Here is an 18672-nt window from a genome sequence, read left to right as displayed (position 1 = left end):
TAACAGCCTTTTCACCCGGCGAATGGTGAAGGAATCGTCGAGGGCGCGGCAGCTGCCACGCCCTCGTGTCAAATCCGGAAGATCAGTTGATTTTTAGCTGGTAGCTGCCTGCGCCGTCCTGGCCTCCTTCATGTTCGGCAGGAACACCGTCAGCAGTCCGAGGAACGGGAGATACGAGCAGATCTGGAAGACGAAATCGATGCCCTTCATATCGGCGACGACACCGAGCACGGCGGCGGCGATGCCACCGACGCCGAAGGCGAAGCCGAAGAAGATGCCGGCGATCATGCCGACGCGGCCCGGCACCAGTTCCTGCGCGAAGACGACGATGTTGGAAAAGGCCGACGACAGGATCAGCCCGATCAGCACCGTCAGCACCATCGTCCATTCCAAATTGGCGTAGGGCAGGGCCAGCGTGAAGGGCAGCACGCCGACGATCGAGAACCAGATCATGGCCTTCTGTCCGTAGCGGTCGCCGAACGGACCGCCGAGCAGGATGCCCAGCGCCGAGGCGCCGAGGAACAGGAACAGCATGACCTGAGACGTCTGCACCGACACACCGAACTTGTGGATGGAATAGAAGGTGTAGTAGCTGGCCAGGCTGGCGATATAGGCGTTCTTGGTCAGCACCAGCAGCGTCAGCACCGCCAATGCCCACATCACCTTGCGGCGCGGGAAGGGCGAAACGAAGCTTGCCGCCTTGCGGGTGCCCTGCGTGGCGCGCAGACGGCTGTACCAGCCGCCGACCCGCCACAACACGAATATGCCGATCAGCGAGCCGACGGCGAACCAGGCGATGCTGGTCTGGCCGAAAGGCACGACGATGAAGGCGGCCAGCAACGGGCCCATGGACTGGCCGAAATTGCCGCCGACCTGGAACAGCGACTGCGCCAGGCCGAAGCGGCCGCCGGAGGCGAAGCGGGCTATGCGCGAGGATTCCGGGTGGAAGATCGCCGAGCCGATGCCGATCAGCGAGGCGCCGACCAGCAGCAGTGCATAGTGCCCGGCATAGGCCAGCACGATCAGGCCGATCAGCGAGGAGGCCATGCCATAGGGCAACGAATAAGGCATCGGCCGCTTGTCGGTGACCATGCCGATCACCGGCTGCAGCAGGGACGCGGTCACCTGGAAGGTGAAGGTCAGGAGGCCGATCTGCCAGAAATCGAGACCGTAATTCTCTTTCAGCAAGGGATAGATGGCCGATAGCAGCGACTGCATGATGTCGTTGATGCAATGGCAGAAGCTCACCGCCAAGATCACGGTGAAGGCCGTCGCCTGGGCTGAAGCGTGGCTGGCGGTCGCGGGCGACGCGACGGCGGTGGCTGTTGTATCGGTCAAGACTGGCTCCGTGGTCTTTTTGGCGGGCACGCCGGCAGGCAGCTTTGCGGGCGCTCCCGCAGCCGCCTTATAGGCTGGTTGCCAGGCGACTTCTTTCGTGGTTTGGTCCAATAGTTTCGCAAGTGGGCCATAGCCGATGCCGCATGGCAGGGAAATCTTTCACGCAGGCAATGCCGATCTCGAGCAATTGCACGAGCGTCGTTGGCTGTGGCTTGAGCAAGTGGCCGGGCCGGCGGTGGCTTTGCCGACCGAATATCCCGACGGCTACCACGTGCCGCGACACCGCCACAGCCGCAGCCAGCTGCTGCATGCGCTGGTCGGCGTCGTGCTGGTGACGACGCGGCACGGACGCTGGATGGTGCCGCCCGATCACGCGATGTGGATTCCGGCCGGCACCGAGCATTCCGTCGAGATGCTGGGCGATGTGTCGATGCGTTCGGTCTATGTCATGCCGCAGGCTATTCCCGGGCTGCCGGAGGGGTTGCGCGTGGTCGGTGTCACCGACCTGATGCACAGCCTGATCGTGGAATCGGAAAAGCTGCCGCAAGGCGGCGAACTGGAAGGCCGCGGCGGGCTGATCATGAAGCTTTTGCTGCATGAGATTCCGACCTTGCCGGAGCGGCCGCTCGGCCTGCCGTTCCCGTCCGACCCCAGGCTGGCGGCGCTCTGCCGGCGTTTCATCGCGGCACCTTCGCCGCATGCGACGATCGACGAATGGGCGGATGCCGCCGGCATGAGCCGCCGTTCCTTCACCCGCGCCTTTCATCGCCAGACCGGATTGTCGCTGTCGACATGGCGCCAGCAGGCCTGCCTGTTTGCGGCGCTGCCGAGGCTCGCCGATGGCGAGCCCATCACCAGGGTGGCGCTCGATCTCGGCTATGACAGCGTGCCGGCCTTCATCACCATGTTCAAGCGCATGCTGGGCGCGTCGCCACGCGGCTATATGCGCGGCGCGCGCGACAGCGGTGAAGGGGCGCGTCGCCAACCCGGTCCGGCTCGGCTGGAGAGCCCCTGATTTCAGGCTGATGCCCGGCTTCGTCTTCAGCCTGCGACCGGCTCCGGCAGGCGGATGATCTCCTCGCCCAGGGGAGCGGAAGCCGGTGCGCGGCCACGGCCATGTTGCCGTGGCGAACAGCCCATCACCCGCTTGAAGGCGGTGCTGAAGGCACTTTCGGATTCGTAGCCGAGCGACAGCGCGATTGCCGAAACAGGGTCGCCGGAACTCGCCAGCCGGTCGCCCGCCAAAAGCATGCGCCAGCGCGTCAGGTAATCCATCGGCGAGGCGCCGACACTCGCCTTGAATTTCAGGGCGAAGGTCGACCGCGACATGCCGGCGCGTTCCGCCAGTGTCTGCAATGTCCAGCCATGCGCCGGATTGTCGTGCATGGCGCCGATCGCCGCGCCGATCTGCTTGTCGGCCAGGGCAAACAACCAGCCGACGCCGCCTCGCAACCCCTCTGCCATATGCAGGCGCAAGGCCTCGATCAGGATCATGTGGGCGAGGTGCTCGACGATGAGGAAGCCACCGGGCTGGCGCTCACGCAATTCCTGCATCATCCGCTCCACCGGCCAGCGCAGTGCCGAATGGTCGGCATCGCTGCGGATGTGGACGATGGGCGGCAGCATCCGCAAAAGGATGCCGGCATGGTCGCCGGAAAGGGCGAAGCGGCTGCTGACCAGAAGGAAATCGCCGCCGCCGTTGTGCGAGGTGACGCCACCGGTGCGGGCCGGGGAAAAGATCGTGCGGGCGTCGACCGCCGGCAGGTCCATGTCGCTGGCAAGACGGAAGGGCCGGCCGCGCGGCAGCAGGAAGCAGTCGCCTGTCTCGAGGCGCACCGCGTCAGTGACGCCCTCCACGGACAGCCAGCACTGGCCGGACACAACGGCACCGCATTTGATTGCTGCCTGCTGGTCGGGAAACTGGATCGACCAGTCGCCACCGGCCTCCAGCCCGGCGGACAGGTAATTGCGCGGCTTCAGCAGCGACAGCACGTCTGAGAGCGGATCCATGAGCATTCCGGACGATTGCGAAGATAATACGGACTTTACAGCATAGATCGTATTACCTCAATCCCGTATCTCCGTTGGCAACGGGTGCCTGTGCGGTCTCGAACGAGCCAAAGGAGATATCACCATGCGTGTATTTGTGACCGGTGCCACCGGTTTTGTCGGTTCCGCTGTCGTGCGGGAGCTTGTTGGAGCGGGTCATCGGGTGCTCGGTCTTGTGCGCTCGGACGCAGGCGCCAGGTCGGTTATCGCCGCGGGCGCCGAGGCGCATCGCGGCGATATCGAGGATCTGGAAAGCCTACGCAGCGGAGCCGCCCAGTCGGACGGTGTGATCCATACCGCCTTCAACCACGACTTCTCGAAATTCGCGGCGAATTGCGAGGCGGACCGGCGCGCCATCGAGACGCTTGGCGGGGAACTCGAAGGTTCCGAAAGGCCATTGCTCGTCACGTCCGGGCTGGCGGTGCTGACGCAGGGCAGCATGGCGACCGAGGACGACGCGCCTGTTCCGCCTTCTGCTTCCTATCCCCGTGCTTCGGAAGTGACGGCTGAGGCGCTGGCGGCGCGCGGGGTGCGCGCCTCGACGGTGCGTCTTTCTCCCTCCGTCCACGGCGACGGCGATCACGGCTTCGTGCCGATGCTGATCGGCATCGCCCGTCAGAAGGGCGTTTCGGCCTATATCGGTGATGGGACCAACCGCTGGCCGGCGGTGCACCGGCTCGATGCCGCCAGGCTCTTCAGGCTGGCGCTGGAGAGGGGAGTCGGTGGAGCCAGATACCATGGCGTCGCCGATCAAGGCGTGCCGACGCGGGAGATCGCCGCGATCATCGGCCGGCGCCTGAACCTGCCGGTCGTGTCAAAAACCCCGGAGGAAGCGGCCGACCATTTCGGCTTCCTCGCGCACTTCTTCGGCATGGACTGGCCAGCTTCCAGTCAGCAGACGCGGGATCTGCTTGGATGGCAGCCTCAGCAGCCGGGGCTGATTGCCGATCTCGACCGCCCCAGCTATTTCGAAAGCTGAAGGCTGCTCCGGCCTAGTCGAACAGGCTGGACACCGATTCCTCGGTCGCCGTGCGCGAGATGGCTTCGCCCATCAGGTCGGCGATCGAGATGACGCGGATGTTGGGGGCGTCGAGAACGCCCTGCGTCGGCTGGATGGAATCGGTGATCACCAGTTCCTGCAGCTTCGAGCCGCTGATGCGGGCGACGGCGCCGCCCGACAACACGCCGTGGGTGATGTAGGCGGTGACGCTGGTGGCGCCGTTGGCCAGCAGCGCATCGGCGGCATTGCAGAGCGTTCCGCCGGAATCGACGATGTCGTCGATCAGCAGACAATCCTTGCCGGCGACCGCGCCGATGATGTTCATGACTTCCGATTCACCGGGTCGCTCACGGCGTTTGTCGACGATGGCGAGTTGCGCGTCGAAGCGCTTGGCGAGCGCACGGGCGCGTACCACGCCGCCGATATCGGGCGATACCACCACGACATTGCCGAGCTGCTTGTATTTTGCCTTCACGTCGCGGGCCATCACCGGCACCGAGAACAGGTTGTCGGTCGGGATGTCGAAAAAGCCCTGGATCTGGCCGGCATGCAGGTCGAGCGTCAAAACGCGGTCGACACCGGCGCGGGTGATCATGTTGGCGACCAGCTTGGCCGAGATCGGGGTGCGGCCGGAAGCACGACGATCCTGCCTTGCATAGCCGAAATAGGGAATCACCGCCGTGATGCGTTTCGCCGACGAGCGCATGAAGGCATCGATCATGATGAGCAGTTCCATCAGGTGATCGTTGGTCGGGAATGAGGTCGACTGGAGGATGAAGACATCCTCACCGCGCACATTTTCCTGGATTTCGACGAAGATCTCCTGGTCGGCGAAGCGCCTGACACTGGCCTTGCCCAGCGGGATGTTGAGATAGCGGGCGACCGCTTCGGCCAACACCCTGTTGGAATTGCCTGCGAAGAGTTTCATGCACCGTTCCTGGTGAGGGATTTCATCGGGCTTTTAGCGGCCCGCGCCGGTATTGCAAGCGTCGTGATCGGGAATCCGCCGGCTAATCTCAAGAAAGCTCCGCACCATCGCCAGCCGGCAACAGGAAGCATCGGACTCCCGCTGCTCCCTCTTCTCGTTTGAGCATCGGATTTTCCCAAAACCGTTTCCACTTTTGGGTCCGATGCCTAGCCTGCCTTGCCGCCCAGCCAGTCCGCGAACTGGTCGATGGTCTGGTCGGCGATCGCCTGCATGGTGGCCGGCGCGACCGCCTTCCAGCTGTCGCCGCCGTTGGCCGAAGGCGCTTTCAGCTGGCCGTTGATGCGGTGCAGGCGGTTGCCGGCCGGGTCGTAGACGTCCCAGACATAGATGACGGTGGTGTCCTTGCCTTCCGAAATCGCCGAGAAATAGCCTTTGAGCACATGGGTCGCGGTCTGGTCTGCGCTGCCGGCGAGCGTGATGCCGCGCTGCCTGGCGCGCGTCTGCAGTTCCGCCGTCAGCGGCGTCGCGGCTTCAACCGAGGCGCCGACGATCGGCGCGATCTGCAGGCGGGTCTTGGAAAGGATGGCGGCGCTCTGGGCAGGCGTGAGCGGTGTGGTGGCGGTTGCAGGAGCGCCCGCCGTGGTGGTGGCTGGCGCGGGCGCCGCGGCTGCCGTGTTGCCTTGCGTGGCGGGCAGCGCCTGCGTCGAGGTCGCCGGCGGGGTGATCGCCGAAGGCTCGAGGACATCCTTGGCGTTGGTGCAGGCGGCCAGCGCGAGCGCCACGAGCAATGACACGGTCGTCACATGCGATCGTCTCATTTGCCTCATAACTCCTTGGCGAAGAACGCCTCCCATTATGGATTCACTGTACGATCAAGTCGAGATCATGGCGGGACAGCGGCCTGGGTTGGGATTCGGTGGTCAGGTAGGTGCGGCCAAGCGTCATCGCCGTCTCGGTGTCGGAATCCATGATGATCATGTGGGCGAACAGCGTCATGTTCGGCGCGATGGGCTCGGGGTTGCCCTGATAGAACATCGGCATGTCCATCCAGGACGGCGTGAAACGGGCGCCGACCGAGTAGCCGCAGGCGTTCAGCCGGTGCTTGGTCAGGCCGTGCGCTTCCATGGTGCGGGCATGGGCATCGAACACCTCGCCGAAGCTGTTGCCCGGCGTCATCGCCTTCTCGACGGCCAGGAGGGCGGCGCGGGCGGCGTCGAACAGTTCCTGATGGCGCTTCGAGACCTTGCCGGTCAGCACCGTGCGCATCATCGGCGCATGGTAGTGGTTGAAGACGCCGGCCCATTCGAGCGTCAGCTGGTCGTTCTTGGTGAGCTTGCGGCGGCCGGCCTTGTAGCGGCACAGCAGCGCGTCGACGCCGGAGCCGATGATGAACTCGTTGGCCGGATAGTCGCCGCCGCCGGCAAAGATCGCGCCCTGCATGGCGGCCAGGATCAGGGCTTCGTCGCCGCCCTGCTTGATCAGCGGCAAGGCCGCGTCCAGCGCGTCGTCGGAGAGATTGGCGGCCTTCTCGGCCTTGGCAACCTCGGCCGGGCTCTTGAACAGGCGCAGCCGGCCGACAATGCCGGACGCGTCGGCGATCTGGCCGAAAGTCTGCAACTGCTCGTCCAGCCGACGGCCATTGTATGCGGTCAGCCCATGGGTGTCGTATTCGACGCCGATGCGGGCGCCGAGCAGGTCGAGCTCGTTGAGCAGATTGCGCAGGTCGACCGCCGGATTGGCGCCATTGCGGTCGGTCCACAAGACGATGTTGTCGATGATCGAGGTGTGGCGCGCCTGGCGCAGGTCGGCCGAACGGGTCAAAAGCACCATCGAACCGTCGGCCTTCACCACCAGGCACTGAAAGAAGCAGAAGCCGAACGTGTCGTAGCCGGTCAGCCAGTACATGCTCTCCTGCGCGAACAGCAGGATGGCGTCGAGCTTCTTTTCGGCCATCTCGATCATCAGCCGGTCGCGCCGCGCGTCGAATTCCGATCGTTCAAAATGCAGCGCCATTATTGCCTCTCCAAAACGATTGCCGAAACCTGCCGGCCGTAATCGGGCTCCTTGCGGTGCGTGGTGCGCCGGTAGGAGTAAAACAGATCCGCCTCGGCATAGGTGCAGCGGCCGAGACCCTCGGCCGTCACCCCGGCCCTCGCGAGCCGGTCGACCGTGTAGCGGTTGAGGTCGAACATCGCATGGCCGGCGTTGGCGGAGGGCGCGAAATAGCCGATGTTTTCGGCGTCGGCCTGGACGAAGCGGGCGACGAATTCCGGTCCGACCTCGTAGTTCTCGGGGCCGATCGAGGGGCCGAGCACGGCGACGATGCGTTCGCGCCGGGCGCCGAGGCGTTCCATGGCGAGAACCGTGTTTTCCAGCACACCAGTGAAGGCGCCTTTCCAGCCTGCATGTGCCGCGCCGATGATGCGCGCCTGCGCATCGGCGAACAACACCGGGCCGCAGTCGGCGGTGGAGGCGCCGATGGCAATGCCCGGCTGGTCGGTGACGATGGCGTCGGCCTTGGGCCGTTCGCCGGCAAAGGGCTCCCGGACAATGACGACATCGGGCGAGTGGATCTGGTGGGCGGTCAACAGGTGGCTCGCCGGCACGCCCATCCAGGCGGCGACGCGGCCGCGGTTCTCGGCGACAAGCGCCTGGTCGTCATTCGATCCGGTGCCGATGTTGAGGCCCCGGTAGATGCCGCTGGAGACGCCGCCCGTGCGGGTGAAATAGCCGTGGCGGATGCCTTGCGCCTGCGCCTTGTCCAGCAGGGGCGACCGAACGGGATCCGGTTTGGTCTGATTCAGCATGCGGGCGTTGTTGTCCGTGTGGGCGGTTTCGTCAAGAAAAAGTCGGGACAAAGCGCGGCCGGGGGGGCGACCGCTCTTTTACCGGACGGGAGATTGGGAGGGGCGGCGTCGAAAAGTCAATCCGCCGCGGCAAAGGGGCGGACGGCCACGCCACGCGGCAGCACGGCAAGCACCTTGAACAGCTCGCCCATGGCTTGCGGGCCGGCGAGGCGCTCGACGTCGTCGACGATCTTTTGGCGGGCTTCCTGGGCGGCATCGGCGCCGAGCCGGCCGGCGCGCTCGAGAATGCCCATGCCGAGCAGGAAGTGGCCCTGCGTCGACAGATGGGCGTCGAGGCCGTGCGCGCGCACGATCGCGGCAAGGGCGGCGAAATCGACATGGGTCGTGAGGTCGGCTTCGCCCGGATTGGCCAGCACATCTTCGTGATCGTGCCTGCGCAAGGCCTGCAGCGTGTCGCCGACACCCGGCTGGAGGTGGCCATAGTCGAGGAATAGCCCGGCGCCGCCGTGGGCGGCGATGCGTTCGGCGATGGCCGCCATCAATGCGGCGCGGGCAGGCGCCACTTCGACGATGGCGCCTTGCGGCGCGCCGGCGGCATCCTCAGGCAGCAGCGTCGGGTCGACCGAGCCGGCACCGGCGAAGAAGCCAAGGTTGTCCCCATCATCCAGGCCGACCATGCGCTCGCGCCAGCCGGCGCCGGCGCGGACGAACTGGCGGATGGGCACGGCGTCGAACAATTCGTTGCCGACGATGAGAAGCGTCTGTTGCGGCAACGTGTCGATGGTTTCGTGCCAACGGACCGCGAACGGTGTCGCGGCAAGCGTCTGTTTCTGGACCTCGGTCAGGCGCGGGCTGGTCTCGATCATGGCGAAGGCGGCGCCGTTGGCCAGATCAGGATCAAGCCGCGACAGGGTGCGCAGCATGTCCTTCATCAGCGTGCCGCGGCCGGGGCCGATCTCGGCGATGGTCACCGGCATCGGCCGGCCGCTGGCCAGCCAGGCCTGGTAGAGCCAGACGGCGACGAGTTCGCCGAACATCTGGCTGATCTCCGGCGCGGTGATGAAGTCGCCGGCGGTACCGAAGGGTTCGCGCGTCGTGTAGTAGCCATCCGCGTGGTCGAACAGGCACAGCGCCATGTATTCGTTGACCGGGATCGGCCCCAGCGCCTCGATCAGGTCGACGATGCGGGCCTTCAGCCGTGTCATGCCGGCTGTGACTGGGGCACCGGCTTGGCGGTCACCATCGCCCAGATGCCGGCCAGCACCATCGGCGACGACAGGATCATGCCCATGGTCAGCCAGTTGGTGCCAAGGAGATAGCCGAGTTGCTGGTCGGGCTCGCGGAAGAACTCGACGAAGATGCGTGACAGGCCATAGCCGCAGATGAAGGCGCCGCCGACGAAGCCCGGCGTCTTCAGCTTGAGGCGCGAATGGGTGAGGATGCGCAGCACGAGGAACAGCACAAGCCCCTCGAGCAGGGCCTCATAGAGCTGGCTCGGATGGCGGGCAAACGGCCCGCCATTGGGGAACTCGATCGCCCACGGCACATCGGTCGGCCGGCCCCAGAGTTCGGAATTGATGAAGTTGGCGACGCGCACCAGGCCAAGGCCGACCGGCACGCCGGCGGCAACGACATCGAACAGCGACCAGGTGCGGATGCCGCGCCTGATGGAAAACAGCGTCATGGCGAGGGTGACGCCGAGCAGGCCGCCATGAAACGACATGCCACCTTGCCAGACGGCGAAGATGTCGAGCGGGTGGGCAATGTAGCGCGGCAGGTCGTAGAACAGCACGTAACCGGTGCGCCCCCCCAGCACGACACCGATGGCCGCCCAGACGATGAAATCGTCGAGGTCCTCCGGCTTCATAGGCAGGATGCCGTTCGGCCACAGCCTGGCATTGGCGGCGAGCCGCTTGGCATACCACCAGGCGAACAGGATGCCGACGATGTAGCCGACACCGTACCAATGCACCGCCAGTGGACCGATCTGGATGAGGATCGGATTGATGTTGGGAAAGGGCAGGGAGGCCAGCGGCAGCAGGAAATATTCGTTCAACGGGGAGCTCTCGGTTGCGAAACGCGTTTGCGCGCGGACCATGCGGCAGTGTTTTGGCAGGGTCAAGGCAAGGTGATTGCCGTCAATTGCCGGGATCGGATCACCCTCGCGGGCCTATCGCCATACAGGTGGCGGGTTCAATCCTCAGGCTTGACGGCAACCATCCGCCGCAACGCGTCGTTGATCCTGTCCTGCCAGCCGGGACCGTCTTCCTGGAAATGGTCCAGCACGGCGCGATCGATCCTGATCGACACAAGCTCCCTGACATTTGGTGCGGACGAGGGTTCGCGAATTGGTGCGGCCGGTTTCCTGATCGGCTTGAAGGCAGCCTCGGCGGCTGCCATCGGATTTGTCGGTCGGCGCGGGGGCGTTGCCATTTGTTTGACCCTGACTGGAGCGTGCTTGACGCAAGACGAGATGAAAGCGTCACAATAGGCGACTTGGCGCCATTACGTATAGGAGCCGTTCGAAAATGCTTGCGGGCGCGGGCCTCCTCCCCATCGACATGCTTTCTAGCCGCGCATTAACGGTTGCGGTCGAGTGCCGGCGCAGATCAGGTGGTTGCCGTCAATTGTCGGGGAACAGGACAGGTCCAAGGTCCATCGCTCCGTGCAGGATGTGCAGGATCTCCACGGTTTCTGCGCCAACGCGATAGAAAATCAGATAGTTGCCGTGGACGCGCCGCCGAATGCCCGAGGATCGATGCCGCTCGAAAAGTGGATACCGCTCCGGCATGGTACGCAACTCGAGGCAATCATGACGTAACTCCTGGATGAATGTCACGGCCCGAAACGGGTTGTCCAGCGCGATATGGTCGCCAATGACTTCAAGGTCTGCCTCTGCTTGATCGGTGAAGACCAGCCGCTTCACTTGCTCTTCTCTGCCATCGCCTTGTACTTGGCCTCTAGGCGATCCAACACTTCGTCGGCTGGCTTCACCCGCCCGGCATCGGCATCCGAGATACCTTTGGCGAGGGCTGCGTCGAGGGCGGCAAGGCGCTTCTCCCGCTCTTCGACAAGGCGAACGCCTTCGCGCAGCACTTCGCTCTTTGAATTGTAGCGACCGGTGCTGACAAGTTGGTTTACGATATCTTCGAGACGGGTGCCCAAGTCTGCGCTAATGGCCATGGTGGTGCTCCTGAGAACTGCTCCCAAACAATAATAGTTATTGACCGGATTTGCCAGTGTTTTGGATAGGGTGGGTCCGACTTGATGAAGCAGTGGCTTCAACGTTCTTGCATTCGACGCGCGGCACCACTACGTCATTTCGAGCAAGCGAGGATTTGCCATGTCGACCGGACCGAACCGCATTCTCGATGAATTCGCCAAGTTGATGACCGACGCCGCGGGCGCGGCGCAAGGCGTGCGCCGTGAGGTGGAGACCGCCTTCAAGGGACAGGCCGAGCGCATCCTCAACTCGATGGATGTGGTGCAGCGCGAGGAGTTCGAGGCCGCGCGCGAGATGGCCGCCAAGGCGAGGGACGAGAATACCCGTCTTGCCGCCCGCATCGAGGCGCTCGAAGCGAAGCTTGCCGAATTGACCGGACAGGCCGCACCAGCGGCGGCGGCAAAGCCCCGCGCAAAAAAATAATCGTTAAACTTTTCCACAAAGCATAATCCTGAAAAGCGCTTTGCCGTGAATCGCTTAACGGCATTGCATGAATCTTTGTGACAGCGGCTTTCCACATGCGAATGACGCAGTGCGAAAAATTGGGCTGTTCACGCGACTCCCGATCAATAGACTGAATTTGTTGCATGATTCGGAGCAGGGTCATGCGGCCGGGCGGTGGGGTCCGGTCTGGGGTCTTTGTGTCGAGAAGTCCTGGCCGTCCGAGTTCTAGACAAGATTGTTCGTTGTGTGTGCCCTCCCGCGGAGCGTGTGGCGGCGCTCCTCAGAACGACAGGAAGCATTCCATGGAACTTCTCGAACTCGAATTCTCCCGCGAAATCCATCCGGTGGATGTTATCGAGCAGGTCGCCCACAACAACGACTGGTCCTTCGAACGGGCTGGCGACGACGAGATTTCGATCTCGGTTGCCGGCAGCTGGACCGACTATCACGTCTCCTTCTCCTGGATGGAGGATTTCGAGGCGCTGCATCTGGCCTGTGCCTTCGACATCAAGGTACCGGAGACCCGTGCGCTGGAAGTGATGCGGCTCTTGTCGCTGATCAACGAACAGATGCTGTTTGGCCATTTCGACCTCTGGGAGCAGGAGGGCGCGATCATGTTCCGCCAGTCGCTGCTCCTGGCAGGCGGGGTCGAGCCTTCGAGCCAGCAGGTCGAGGTGCTGCTGTCGTCGGCGCTGGAAGCCTGCGAATGCTATTTCCAGGCGTTCCAGTTCGTCGTCTGGTCGGGAACCTCGGCCAAGGACGCGCTGGCCGGCGTGCTGTTCGAGACCTACGGCAACGCCTGAACCAAGCAAGACAGAGATGAGTTCGAGCAGCGAGCGCAAGCCCGAGATCAGTTTCGCCGATTTCGATCGTGTCGACATCCGCGCCGGCACGATCGTCGAGGCCGAGCCGTTTCCGCAGGCGCGCAAGCCGGCATTCAAGCTGAAGATCGATTTCGGCGCTGACATCGGCATCAAGAAATCGTCGGCGCAGATCACCAAATATTATGCGCCGGAGACGCTGATCGGCCGGCAGGTATTCGCGGTGGTCAATTTCCCGCCGCGCCAGATCGGCCCGTTCATGTCGGAAGTGCTGACGCTCGGTTTCCCCGACGAGGAGGGCGCCGTAGTGCTGGGCGCCATCGAGCGCCGGGTGCCGGATGGCGGGCGATTGTTCTAGAGCCTGTCCCATCCCGATGGAATCGGGATGGGGCTCTATCTCTTTGTTTGAGCATGATCTTTCCCGAAAACCGGGTTCCACTTTTCGGGATCATGCTCTAGCTTTCGTCCTCCTCGGGTCTGCGCGGCGGCTTCGCCGTCGCTTCGCCCGTGGATGACCAATAGAGGGTCAGGCCGCCAGCTTCCGCGTGGTGCCGAGCGCTTCCTCGACCGTATCAAGGAACATTTCCGCGCAGGCTTTCCAGCTGTAGCGCATGGCGCGTTCGCGCGCGTCGGCACGGTCGACGTTGAGCGCGGCGAGCGCTGCCTCGCGCAGGTCGTTCGAGACCGCGCCGCCAAAGCCGTCGCCGACAATGTCGATCGGCCCGGTCACCGGATAGGCGGCGACGGGCGTGCCGCTGGCCAGCGCCTCGATGATGACGTTGCCGAACGTGTCGGTGCGGCTGGGGAAAACGAAGACATCGGCCGAGGCATAGATCTCGGCCAGTTCGTCGTTGGGGCGGTGGCCGAGGAAATGGGCCTGCGGGTACTTCGCCTTGAGCCTGGCAAGTTCGGGACCCTCGCCGACGATCACCTTGCTGCCGGGCAGGTCGAGATCGAGGAAGGCGGAGAGGTTCTTCTCGATGGCGACGCGGCCGACGCAGAGGAAGATCGGGCCGGGGAAGCCGAGATCCTTCTTCTTGTCCGGCCGGAAATGGTTGGTGTCGACGCCGCGCGTCCATGGCCGCAGCTTGGTGAAGCCGCGCGCCGACAGATCGTCGGCAAGCGACTGGGTGGCGACCAGCGTGCCCTGGCCGGAATTGTGGAAATCGCGCAGCCAGCGATAAGCCCAGCTTTCCGGCACCGGCAGGCGGGCGCTGAGATATTCGGGAAAGCGCGTGTGATAGCTGGTGGTGAATGGACGGCCGGCATTGCGGCAATAGCGCCGCGCCATGATGCCGAGCGGACCCTCGGTGACGATGTGGATGTGGTCGGCCTTGCCGGCTTCGATCAGCCGCGCGACGTGGCCGGGCGTGGTCAGTGCCAGCCTTATGTCGGGGTAGGTGGGCAAGGGCAGCGTGCGAAAGATGTTTGGGGTCAGGAAATCCACCGCGACGTCGAAGGATTTCAGCGTTTCGGCAAGCCGCTCCAGCGTGTGGACGACGCCATTGACCTGCGGGCGCCAGGCGTCGGTGACCATCAATATGCGCATGGCGGCCCTTTGCTCGAAAGGTCGACGTTTGCCTTGAGGCGATGCCGGAACGGCGACCAGCTTGCCGCCCTCGCTTCGCTCCAGCGCACCCGGGCGGGCACGGGGTCGAAGTGAGGCGGCAGGGCCGAATCAAGGGTGGTCGCGCGCTTCATGCGCGCTCTTCACCATGGTTTCATGACGGGCGGATGAAGCCTGGCGCCTGGCCTGCCTAGGCGGGTACCTTGATCACGGCGCGCAATCCGCCGAGCGGGCTGTCGTCCAGCGTGATGTCGCCGCCATGGCTGCGGGCGATGTCACGAGCGATCGACAGGCCGAGCCCGGTGCCGCTGGCATCGAGGTTGCGGGCCTCGTCGAGCCGCACGAACGGCTTGAACACGTCCTCGCGCCGGTCGGCGGGAATGCCCGGACCATCGTCGTCGATGGTGACCAGCAGTGAGCCGCGTCCATGCGTGGCGTTGACCTCCACCGTCCTGGCATAGCGGAAGGCGTTGCCGATGACGTTGGACATCAGGCGGGCGAAGGCGTTCGGCCGCACATGCACATCGCGGTCGCCGGTGAGCGTCGTCGACAGCTTGCGTTTGCGCAGCCTGGCCTCCTCGTCGAGCTTCTGGAAATAGGCTTCGAGGTCGAAACGTCCGGCGTCTTCCGAAGCCTCGCCGCGGGCAAAGGCGAGATAGCCTTCGAGCATCGACTGCATGTCGTCGATGTCCTGATTGAGGGCTGCCTTGGTCTCTGCCTTGCCGCCGGCCAGCGCCAACTGCAGCTTGAAGCGGGTGAGGATGGTCCTGAGGTCGTGGCTGACGCCGGTCAGCATGGCGGTGCGCTGTTCGATCTGGCGTTCGATGCGCTCGCGCATCTGGATGAAGGCGAAGCCGGCGCGGCGAACCTCCTCGGCGCCGCGTGGCCGGAAGTCGCGCGGCATCGGCCGGCCCTTGCCGAAGCTTTCGGCGGCTTCGGCAAGCGTCAGGATCGGCCGGATCTGGTTGCGCAGGAAGGGAATGGCGATCATCAAAAGCACCAGCGAGGTGCCGACCATCCAGATCAGGAAGATGTGTGTGTTCGAGGCATAGGCCTGGCTGCGCCGCACGAAGACGCGCAGCACCTTGCCCTCGAGCTGGACGCGCACCTCGACGATGTTGGAATTGCCCACCGTGTCGATCCAGAACGGCCGGTTGATCTGGCGGGTGATCTCGGCCGAGAGAACGTCGTCGAGGATCGAGAAGAATGGTTTGGGTCCGGGCGGCGGCAACGGATCGGGCGGCAACAGGTCGACCTTCAGCTGCATGCGGTCCTGGGAGATGCGGATGATGTTGGCGTAGTCGGCGTCGTGCGGATAGGTCTCGATCATGTCGATGATGGCGGCGATGTCGCGCACGGTGGCCTGCGACAGGCGCTGCGTCACGGTTGCCCAATGGCGCTCCATGAAGACGAAGGCGACGACCGATTGCAGCAGGATCATCGGCGCGATGACGATGATCAGCGAGCGGGCATAGAGCCGCTTGGGCATGTAAAGCGAAACGAGGCGCCAGAACCGGTTCCAGATGCGCGGCACCGTCTTCAGCGTCCGCGTCGCGCGTGCGCTCAAGCCGCCATTCCCCGGCTGTTCCAGTTCCGTGGTTGCCATTCGATCTTTTCGCTCAACCGCGGCCGCTCAGCAGGCCGCGGGCGGCATTCTATTCCACGCTGAGCCGTTCTGGAACAGCCGTTTGAGTTCAAGTGGTTAGGCTGTCAAACGCTGGTTTGTCGGTGATTGATAACAAAGGCTTTATTCCCGAATTGTCAAATCTATGGTGCCTTCACGCTCCCGGCTCTGCGCCGGTTCGGTGGATAGACATTTTCCTCACATCACTACTTCCTCGTTTCAGCCCGGCCGGGACGATGGGCGACGATGCTCATCTTTTCATTCCATAACCACCAACCATCGGCAAATTTACACCGCGCCGTATGGCGGATAAAATCGGGCACAGGCGATCGGTGTCCCAAATGAAGGGTCTACTGGGGATCAAGGTGCTCGGCCAACTGGTTGTCCTACGGGACGACCGGGAGATCGCCCTGCCTCCGTCGAAGAAAACCCGCGCCCTGCTCGCCTATCTGGCGGTGACGAACCGGAGGCAGCGGCGCGACCATTTGTGCCAGATGTTCTGGGACATCCCGGACGATCCGAGAGCTTCGCTGCGATGGAGTCTCTCGAAGCTCAGGCACATCATCGAAGACAACGGTGACTGCCTTAGGGCGGATCGAGACAGCGTGCTTTTCGACACCACCGGTCTCGACGTCGATCTGCTCGGCGTCGCTCACATGACCGCCGGTGATGTGCGCTCCCTCGACACCCAGCGGCTGGAGACGGCAGCTGCCTTGTTCCGGGGGCGGTTTCTCGAGGACCTGGAACTGCCGCGCTGCCCAGTGTTCGAGGCGTGGCGCACATTCCATGGCGACGCCTTGGATCGCACCCGATTGATGATCCTGCAGGCGCTTGTCGAGCGGCTGCGCTCGGACCCGGAGCGGGCGCTTTCGCACGCGGAGACACTGCAGTCCCTCGACCCGACCAACAAGCAGATCGCCTTGGAGGTTAGATCGCTGGCCACCGAGGCCAGGGAGCGCGCGGTGCAATCGCCACTGGCGCGGGAGGAGCATCAGGCGTCGGCCGAAGGTCCTGCGCCAGGCATCCAGCGTTCCCAGGAGATACACTATTGCAGCAGCCCGGACGGCGTCCGGATCGCCTATGCGGTTTCGGGCAGCGGCCCGCCCCTGCTTCGCGCGGCGCACTGGATGTCGCATCTGCAATATGAATGGGAAAGCCCGGTGTGGCGACACTGGATCGATTCGCTTTCGACCGGGAATACCCTGATCCGCTACGATGAGCGCGGGAACGGCCTCTCCGACTGGAACGTCGGCGATTTCTCCTTCGAGGCCATGGTCACCGATCTGGAAAGCGTTGCCGACGCAAGCGGTCTCGACAGGTTCCCGCTGCTCGGCGTCTCCCAAAGTTGCGCCATATCGATCGCCTATGTGATCCGGCACCGCGAGCGCGTCTCGCGCCTCATCCTTTACGGCGGCTATGCAAGGGGCTGGCGAAAGCGTGGGGACAGCCACCAGGTCAATACCCATGAAGCCATGACCACGCTGATCCGCGAGGGGTGGGGCAAGGACAACCCCGCCTTTCGCCAGTTGTTCACCGAAACCTTCATTCCGGGGGCAAGCCGCGAGCAGATGGCCTGGTTCAACGATCTCCAGCGCCACACCGCCTCGCCGCTTAACGCAAGCCTGCTGCACTCGGCCTTCGGAGACATGGATGTCTCGGCGGTGCTCGGGCAGGTAAGCGTTCCAACGCTGGTGTTGCACGCCAGAAACGATGCCGCGGTGCCGTTCGAGGAAGGCAAGACGCTGGCGGCCGGTATACCGGGCGCGCGCTTCGTCGACCTCAACAGCGCCAATCACATCCTGCTTGCCAACGAGCCGGCCTTCACCGATTTCCTGCGGGAAGTCAGGTCCTTCATGGCCCACCCCGAGTGAGGGAAAGGCCGGGCCGGCGCTACCGTGGCTTGGAATTCCTACGGTCATTTCAACGCCCGGCACAACACTCCCTCTAACGCCAGGCGGCGACCATCGGCGCCAGTCAGGCAAATGGAGGTACCGAGATGAAGATCCATACAGTGATCGGCGGAGGCGGCGTGAAGCTGCATGTGCGCGAATGGGGCAAGGCCGATGCTCCAGCCATCCTCTTCATCCATGGATGGTCGCAAAATCACCTGTGCTGGAAGAAGCAGTATGAGAGCCGGCTGGCGGAAAGCTTTCGCCTCGTCGCCTTCGACCTTCGTGGCCACGGCATGTCGGAAGCGCCTGAGGCGCAGGAGCAGTATACGGAACCGAAGCCATGGGCGGACGATATCGCTTCGATCATCGACCAGCTCCGGCTCGAACGGCCGGCTCTCGTCGGCTGGTCCTATGCGGGCTTTATCATCTGCGACTACCTGCGCACATACGGTCAGGACGCGATTGCAGGCATCAACTTCGTGGGTGCGGCGGTCACGCTCGACCGCGCGGTGTTCGGGGTCCTGATCGGCCCGGGTTTTCTCGACCACGTGCCCGGTGCGACGGCGGACGACCTTCCCTCCAACATCCGGGCGATGCGCGAATTCGTGCAGGGCTGCACCGCGCAGTCACTGTCGAAGGACGAATATGAGGCCGCGCTGTGCTGGAACATCGTCGTGCCGGCAAGAGTGCGGGCCGCGCTCGTTACTCGCGCGATCAATTCCGACGACGTTCTGGCCACATTGCGCAAACCCGTGCTGATGACCCACGGCCGCGGTGATACCGTGGTTCTGCCGGCAATGGGCGAGCACATCCTGCAGATATGCTACACGAGCAGCGCGTCTTGGTATTCCGAAGTCGGACACGCCCCTTTCATCGAGGACGCCTCCCGCTTCAATCGCGAACTCGCCGACTTCGTGCGGAGCGCTAGAGCGTTTCCTGTTTTGAGAGAATCGTAGGATTCCCAAATCAGGTTGTTTGT

General features: G+C 63.9%; 20 protein-coding genes. 7 read left to right on the top strand and 13 right to left on the bottom strand.

Going from position 1 to position 18672, the window contains the following annotated elements:
• Window positions 1-93: 93 nt before the first annotated feature.
• Entirely contained in the window at window positions 94-1338 is a 1245-nt protein-coding gene (locus tag NR193_RS23250) for an MFS transporter (protein WP_256753095.1), read from the bottom strand.
• Window positions 1339-1474: 136 nt separating this feature from the next.
• Between NR193_RS23250 and NR193_RS23245 the strand changes: the two genes are divergently transcribed.
• Window positions 1475-2353 (top strand): helix-turn-helix domain-containing protein, encoded by an 879-nt coding sequence (locus NR193_RS23245; RefSeq protein WP_256753094.1) that lies wholly within the window; start codon window positions 1475-1477, stop codon window positions 2351-2353.
• 26 nt (window positions 2354-2379) lie between these two features.
• Here the strand turns inward: NR193_RS23245 and NR193_RS23240 are convergent, their stop codons facing one another.
• On the bottom strand, window positions 2380-3348 hold the full coding sequence (locus tag NR193_RS23240; RefSeq protein ID WP_256753093.1) for an AraC family transcriptional regulator: 969 nt from the start codon (window positions 3346-3348) through the stop codon (window positions 2380-2382).
• Window positions 3349-3472: 124 nt separating this feature from the next.
• Between NR193_RS23240 and NR193_RS23235 the strand changes: the two genes are divergently transcribed.
• Window positions 3473-4366 carry an SDR family oxidoreductase gene (locus tag NR193_RS23235; protein ID WP_256753092.1) on the top strand — a complete coding sequence of 298 codons (894 nt, stop codon included), beginning with the start codon at window positions 3473-3475 and terminating at the stop codon, window positions 4364-4366.
• 13 nt (window positions 4367-4379) lie between these two features.
• On the opposite strand, the gene NR193_RS23230 is transcribed toward NR193_RS23235, so the two are convergent.
• The 9 genes from NR193_RS23230 to NR193_RS23190 form a co-directional block, all read right to left on the bottom strand.
• The gene (locus NR193_RS23230; protein WP_019860650.1) at window positions 4380-5315 is read right to left on the bottom strand and encodes a ribose-phosphate pyrophosphokinase; all 936 of its coding nucleotides are present in this window, start codon (window positions 5313-5315) and stop codon (window positions 4380-4382) included.
• A 206-nt stretch (window positions 5316-5521) separates the two neighbouring features.
• Complete coding sequence (locus tag NR193_RS23225) at window positions 5522-6133, bottom strand: hypothetical protein (protein ID WP_256753091.1); 612 nt, start codon at window positions 6131-6133, stop codon at window positions 5522-5524.
• 43 nt (window positions 6134-6176) lie between these two features.
• The gene (locus NR193_RS23220) at window positions 6177-7328 is read right to left on the bottom strand and encodes a Xaa-Pro peptidase family protein (RefSeq protein WP_256753090.1); all 1152 of its coding nucleotides are present in this window, start codon (window positions 7326-7328) and stop codon (window positions 6177-6179) included.
• Window positions 7328-8122 (bottom strand): peptidoglycan editing factor PgeF, encoded by a 795-nt coding sequence (pgeF, locus tag NR193_RS23215; RefSeq protein ID WP_256753089.1) that lies wholly within the window; start codon window positions 8120-8122, stop codon window positions 7328-7330. The genes NR193_RS23220 and pgeF overlap by 1 nt, the downstream gene beginning before the upstream one ends.
• A 116-nt stretch (window positions 8123-8238) precedes the next feature.
• Window positions 8239-9327: a class I SAM-dependent methyltransferase gene (locus NR193_RS23210; RefSeq protein ID WP_256753088.1), complete on the bottom strand. Its 1089-nt coding sequence runs from the start codon at window positions 9325-9327 to the stop codon at window positions 8239-8241.
• Complete coding sequence (gene lgt, locus NR193_RS23205) at window positions 9324-10178, bottom strand: prolipoprotein diacylglyceryl transferase (protein WP_256753087.1); 855 nt, start codon at window positions 10176-10178, stop codon at window positions 9324-9326. The genes NR193_RS23210 and lgt overlap by 4 nt, the downstream gene beginning before the upstream one ends.
• 137 nt (window positions 10179-10315) lie before the next feature.
• A complete protein-coding gene (locus tag NR193_RS23200) occupies window positions 10316-10555 on the bottom strand; it encodes a BrnA antitoxin family protein (RefSeq protein ID WP_256753086.1) in 240 nt (79 codons plus the stop codon).
• A gap of 190 nt (window positions 10556-10745) precedes the next feature.
• Window positions 10746-11048 (bottom strand): type II toxin-antitoxin system RelE/ParE family toxin, encoded by a 303-nt coding sequence (locus NR193_RS23195; protein WP_256753085.1) that lies wholly within the window; start codon window positions 11046-11048, stop codon window positions 10746-10748.
• Window positions 11045-11305, bottom strand: coding sequence for a type II toxin-antitoxin system ParD family antitoxin (locus NR193_RS23190; protein ID WP_256753084.1), 261 nt, complete (start codon window positions 11303-11305; stop codon window positions 11045-11047). Before NR193_RS23190 ends, NR193_RS23195 begins: the two co-directional genes overlap by 4 nt.
• A gap of 160 nt (window positions 11306-11465) precedes the next feature.
• Here NR193_RS23190 and NR193_RS23185 point away from each other — a divergent pair, with 160 nt between their 5' ends.
• From NR193_RS23185 to NR193_RS23175, 3 genes are all read left to right on the top strand, one after another.
• The gene (locus NR193_RS23185; protein WP_256753083.1) at window positions 11466-11768 is read left to right on the top strand and encodes an accessory factor UbiK family protein; all 303 of its coding nucleotides are present in this window, start codon (window positions 11466-11468) and stop codon (window positions 11766-11768) included.
• A 323-nt stretch (window positions 11769-12091) separates the two neighbouring features.
• Complete coding sequence (locus NR193_RS23180; RefSeq protein WP_013893499.1) at window positions 12092-12592, top strand: YbjN domain-containing protein; 501 nt, start codon at window positions 12092-12094, stop codon at window positions 12590-12592.
• Window positions 12593-12608: 16 nt separating this feature from the next.
• Entirely contained in the window at window positions 12609-12968 is a 360-nt protein-coding gene (locus NR193_RS23175) for a tRNA-binding protein (RefSeq protein WP_091579136.1), read from the top strand.
• Between the two features lie 168 nt (window positions 12969-13136).
• Here the strand turns inward: NR193_RS23175 and NR193_RS23170 are convergent, their stop codons facing one another.
• A complete protein-coding gene (locus tag NR193_RS23170; protein WP_256753082.1) occupies window positions 13137-14159 on the bottom strand; it encodes a glycosyltransferase family 1 protein in 1023 nt (340 codons plus the stop codon).
• A gap of 208 nt (window positions 14160-14367) precedes the next feature.
• Window positions 14368-15783 carry an ATP-binding protein gene (locus NR193_RS23165; protein ID WP_256753081.1) on the bottom strand — a complete coding sequence of 472 codons (1416 nt, stop codon included), beginning with the start codon at window positions 15781-15783 and terminating at the stop codon, window positions 14368-14370.
• A gap of 359 nt (window positions 15784-16142) precedes the next feature.
• Between NR193_RS23165 and NR193_RS23160 the strand changes: the two genes are divergently transcribed.
• Window positions 16143-17672, top strand: a complete 1530-nt coding sequence (locus NR193_RS23160) for an alpha/beta fold hydrolase (RefSeq protein ID WP_256753080.1) — start codon at window positions 16143-16145, stop codon at window positions 17670-17672.
• A gap of 125 nt (window positions 17673-17797) precedes the next feature.
• Entirely contained in the window at window positions 17798-18649 is an 852-nt protein-coding gene (locus NR193_RS23155; protein WP_256753079.1) for an alpha/beta fold hydrolase, read from the top strand.
• The last annotated feature ends 23 nt before the right edge of the window (window positions 18650-18672 follow it).

The organism is Mesorhizobium sp. Mes31 (assembly GCF_024519675.1).
Classification (GTDB): domain Bacteria; phylum Pseudomonadota; class Alphaproteobacteria; order Rhizobiales; family Rhizobiaceae; genus Mesorhizobium.
The sequence above is the reverse complement of the archived record's forward strand: the minus strand, read 5'-3'. Positions and strand labels throughout refer to the sequence as shown.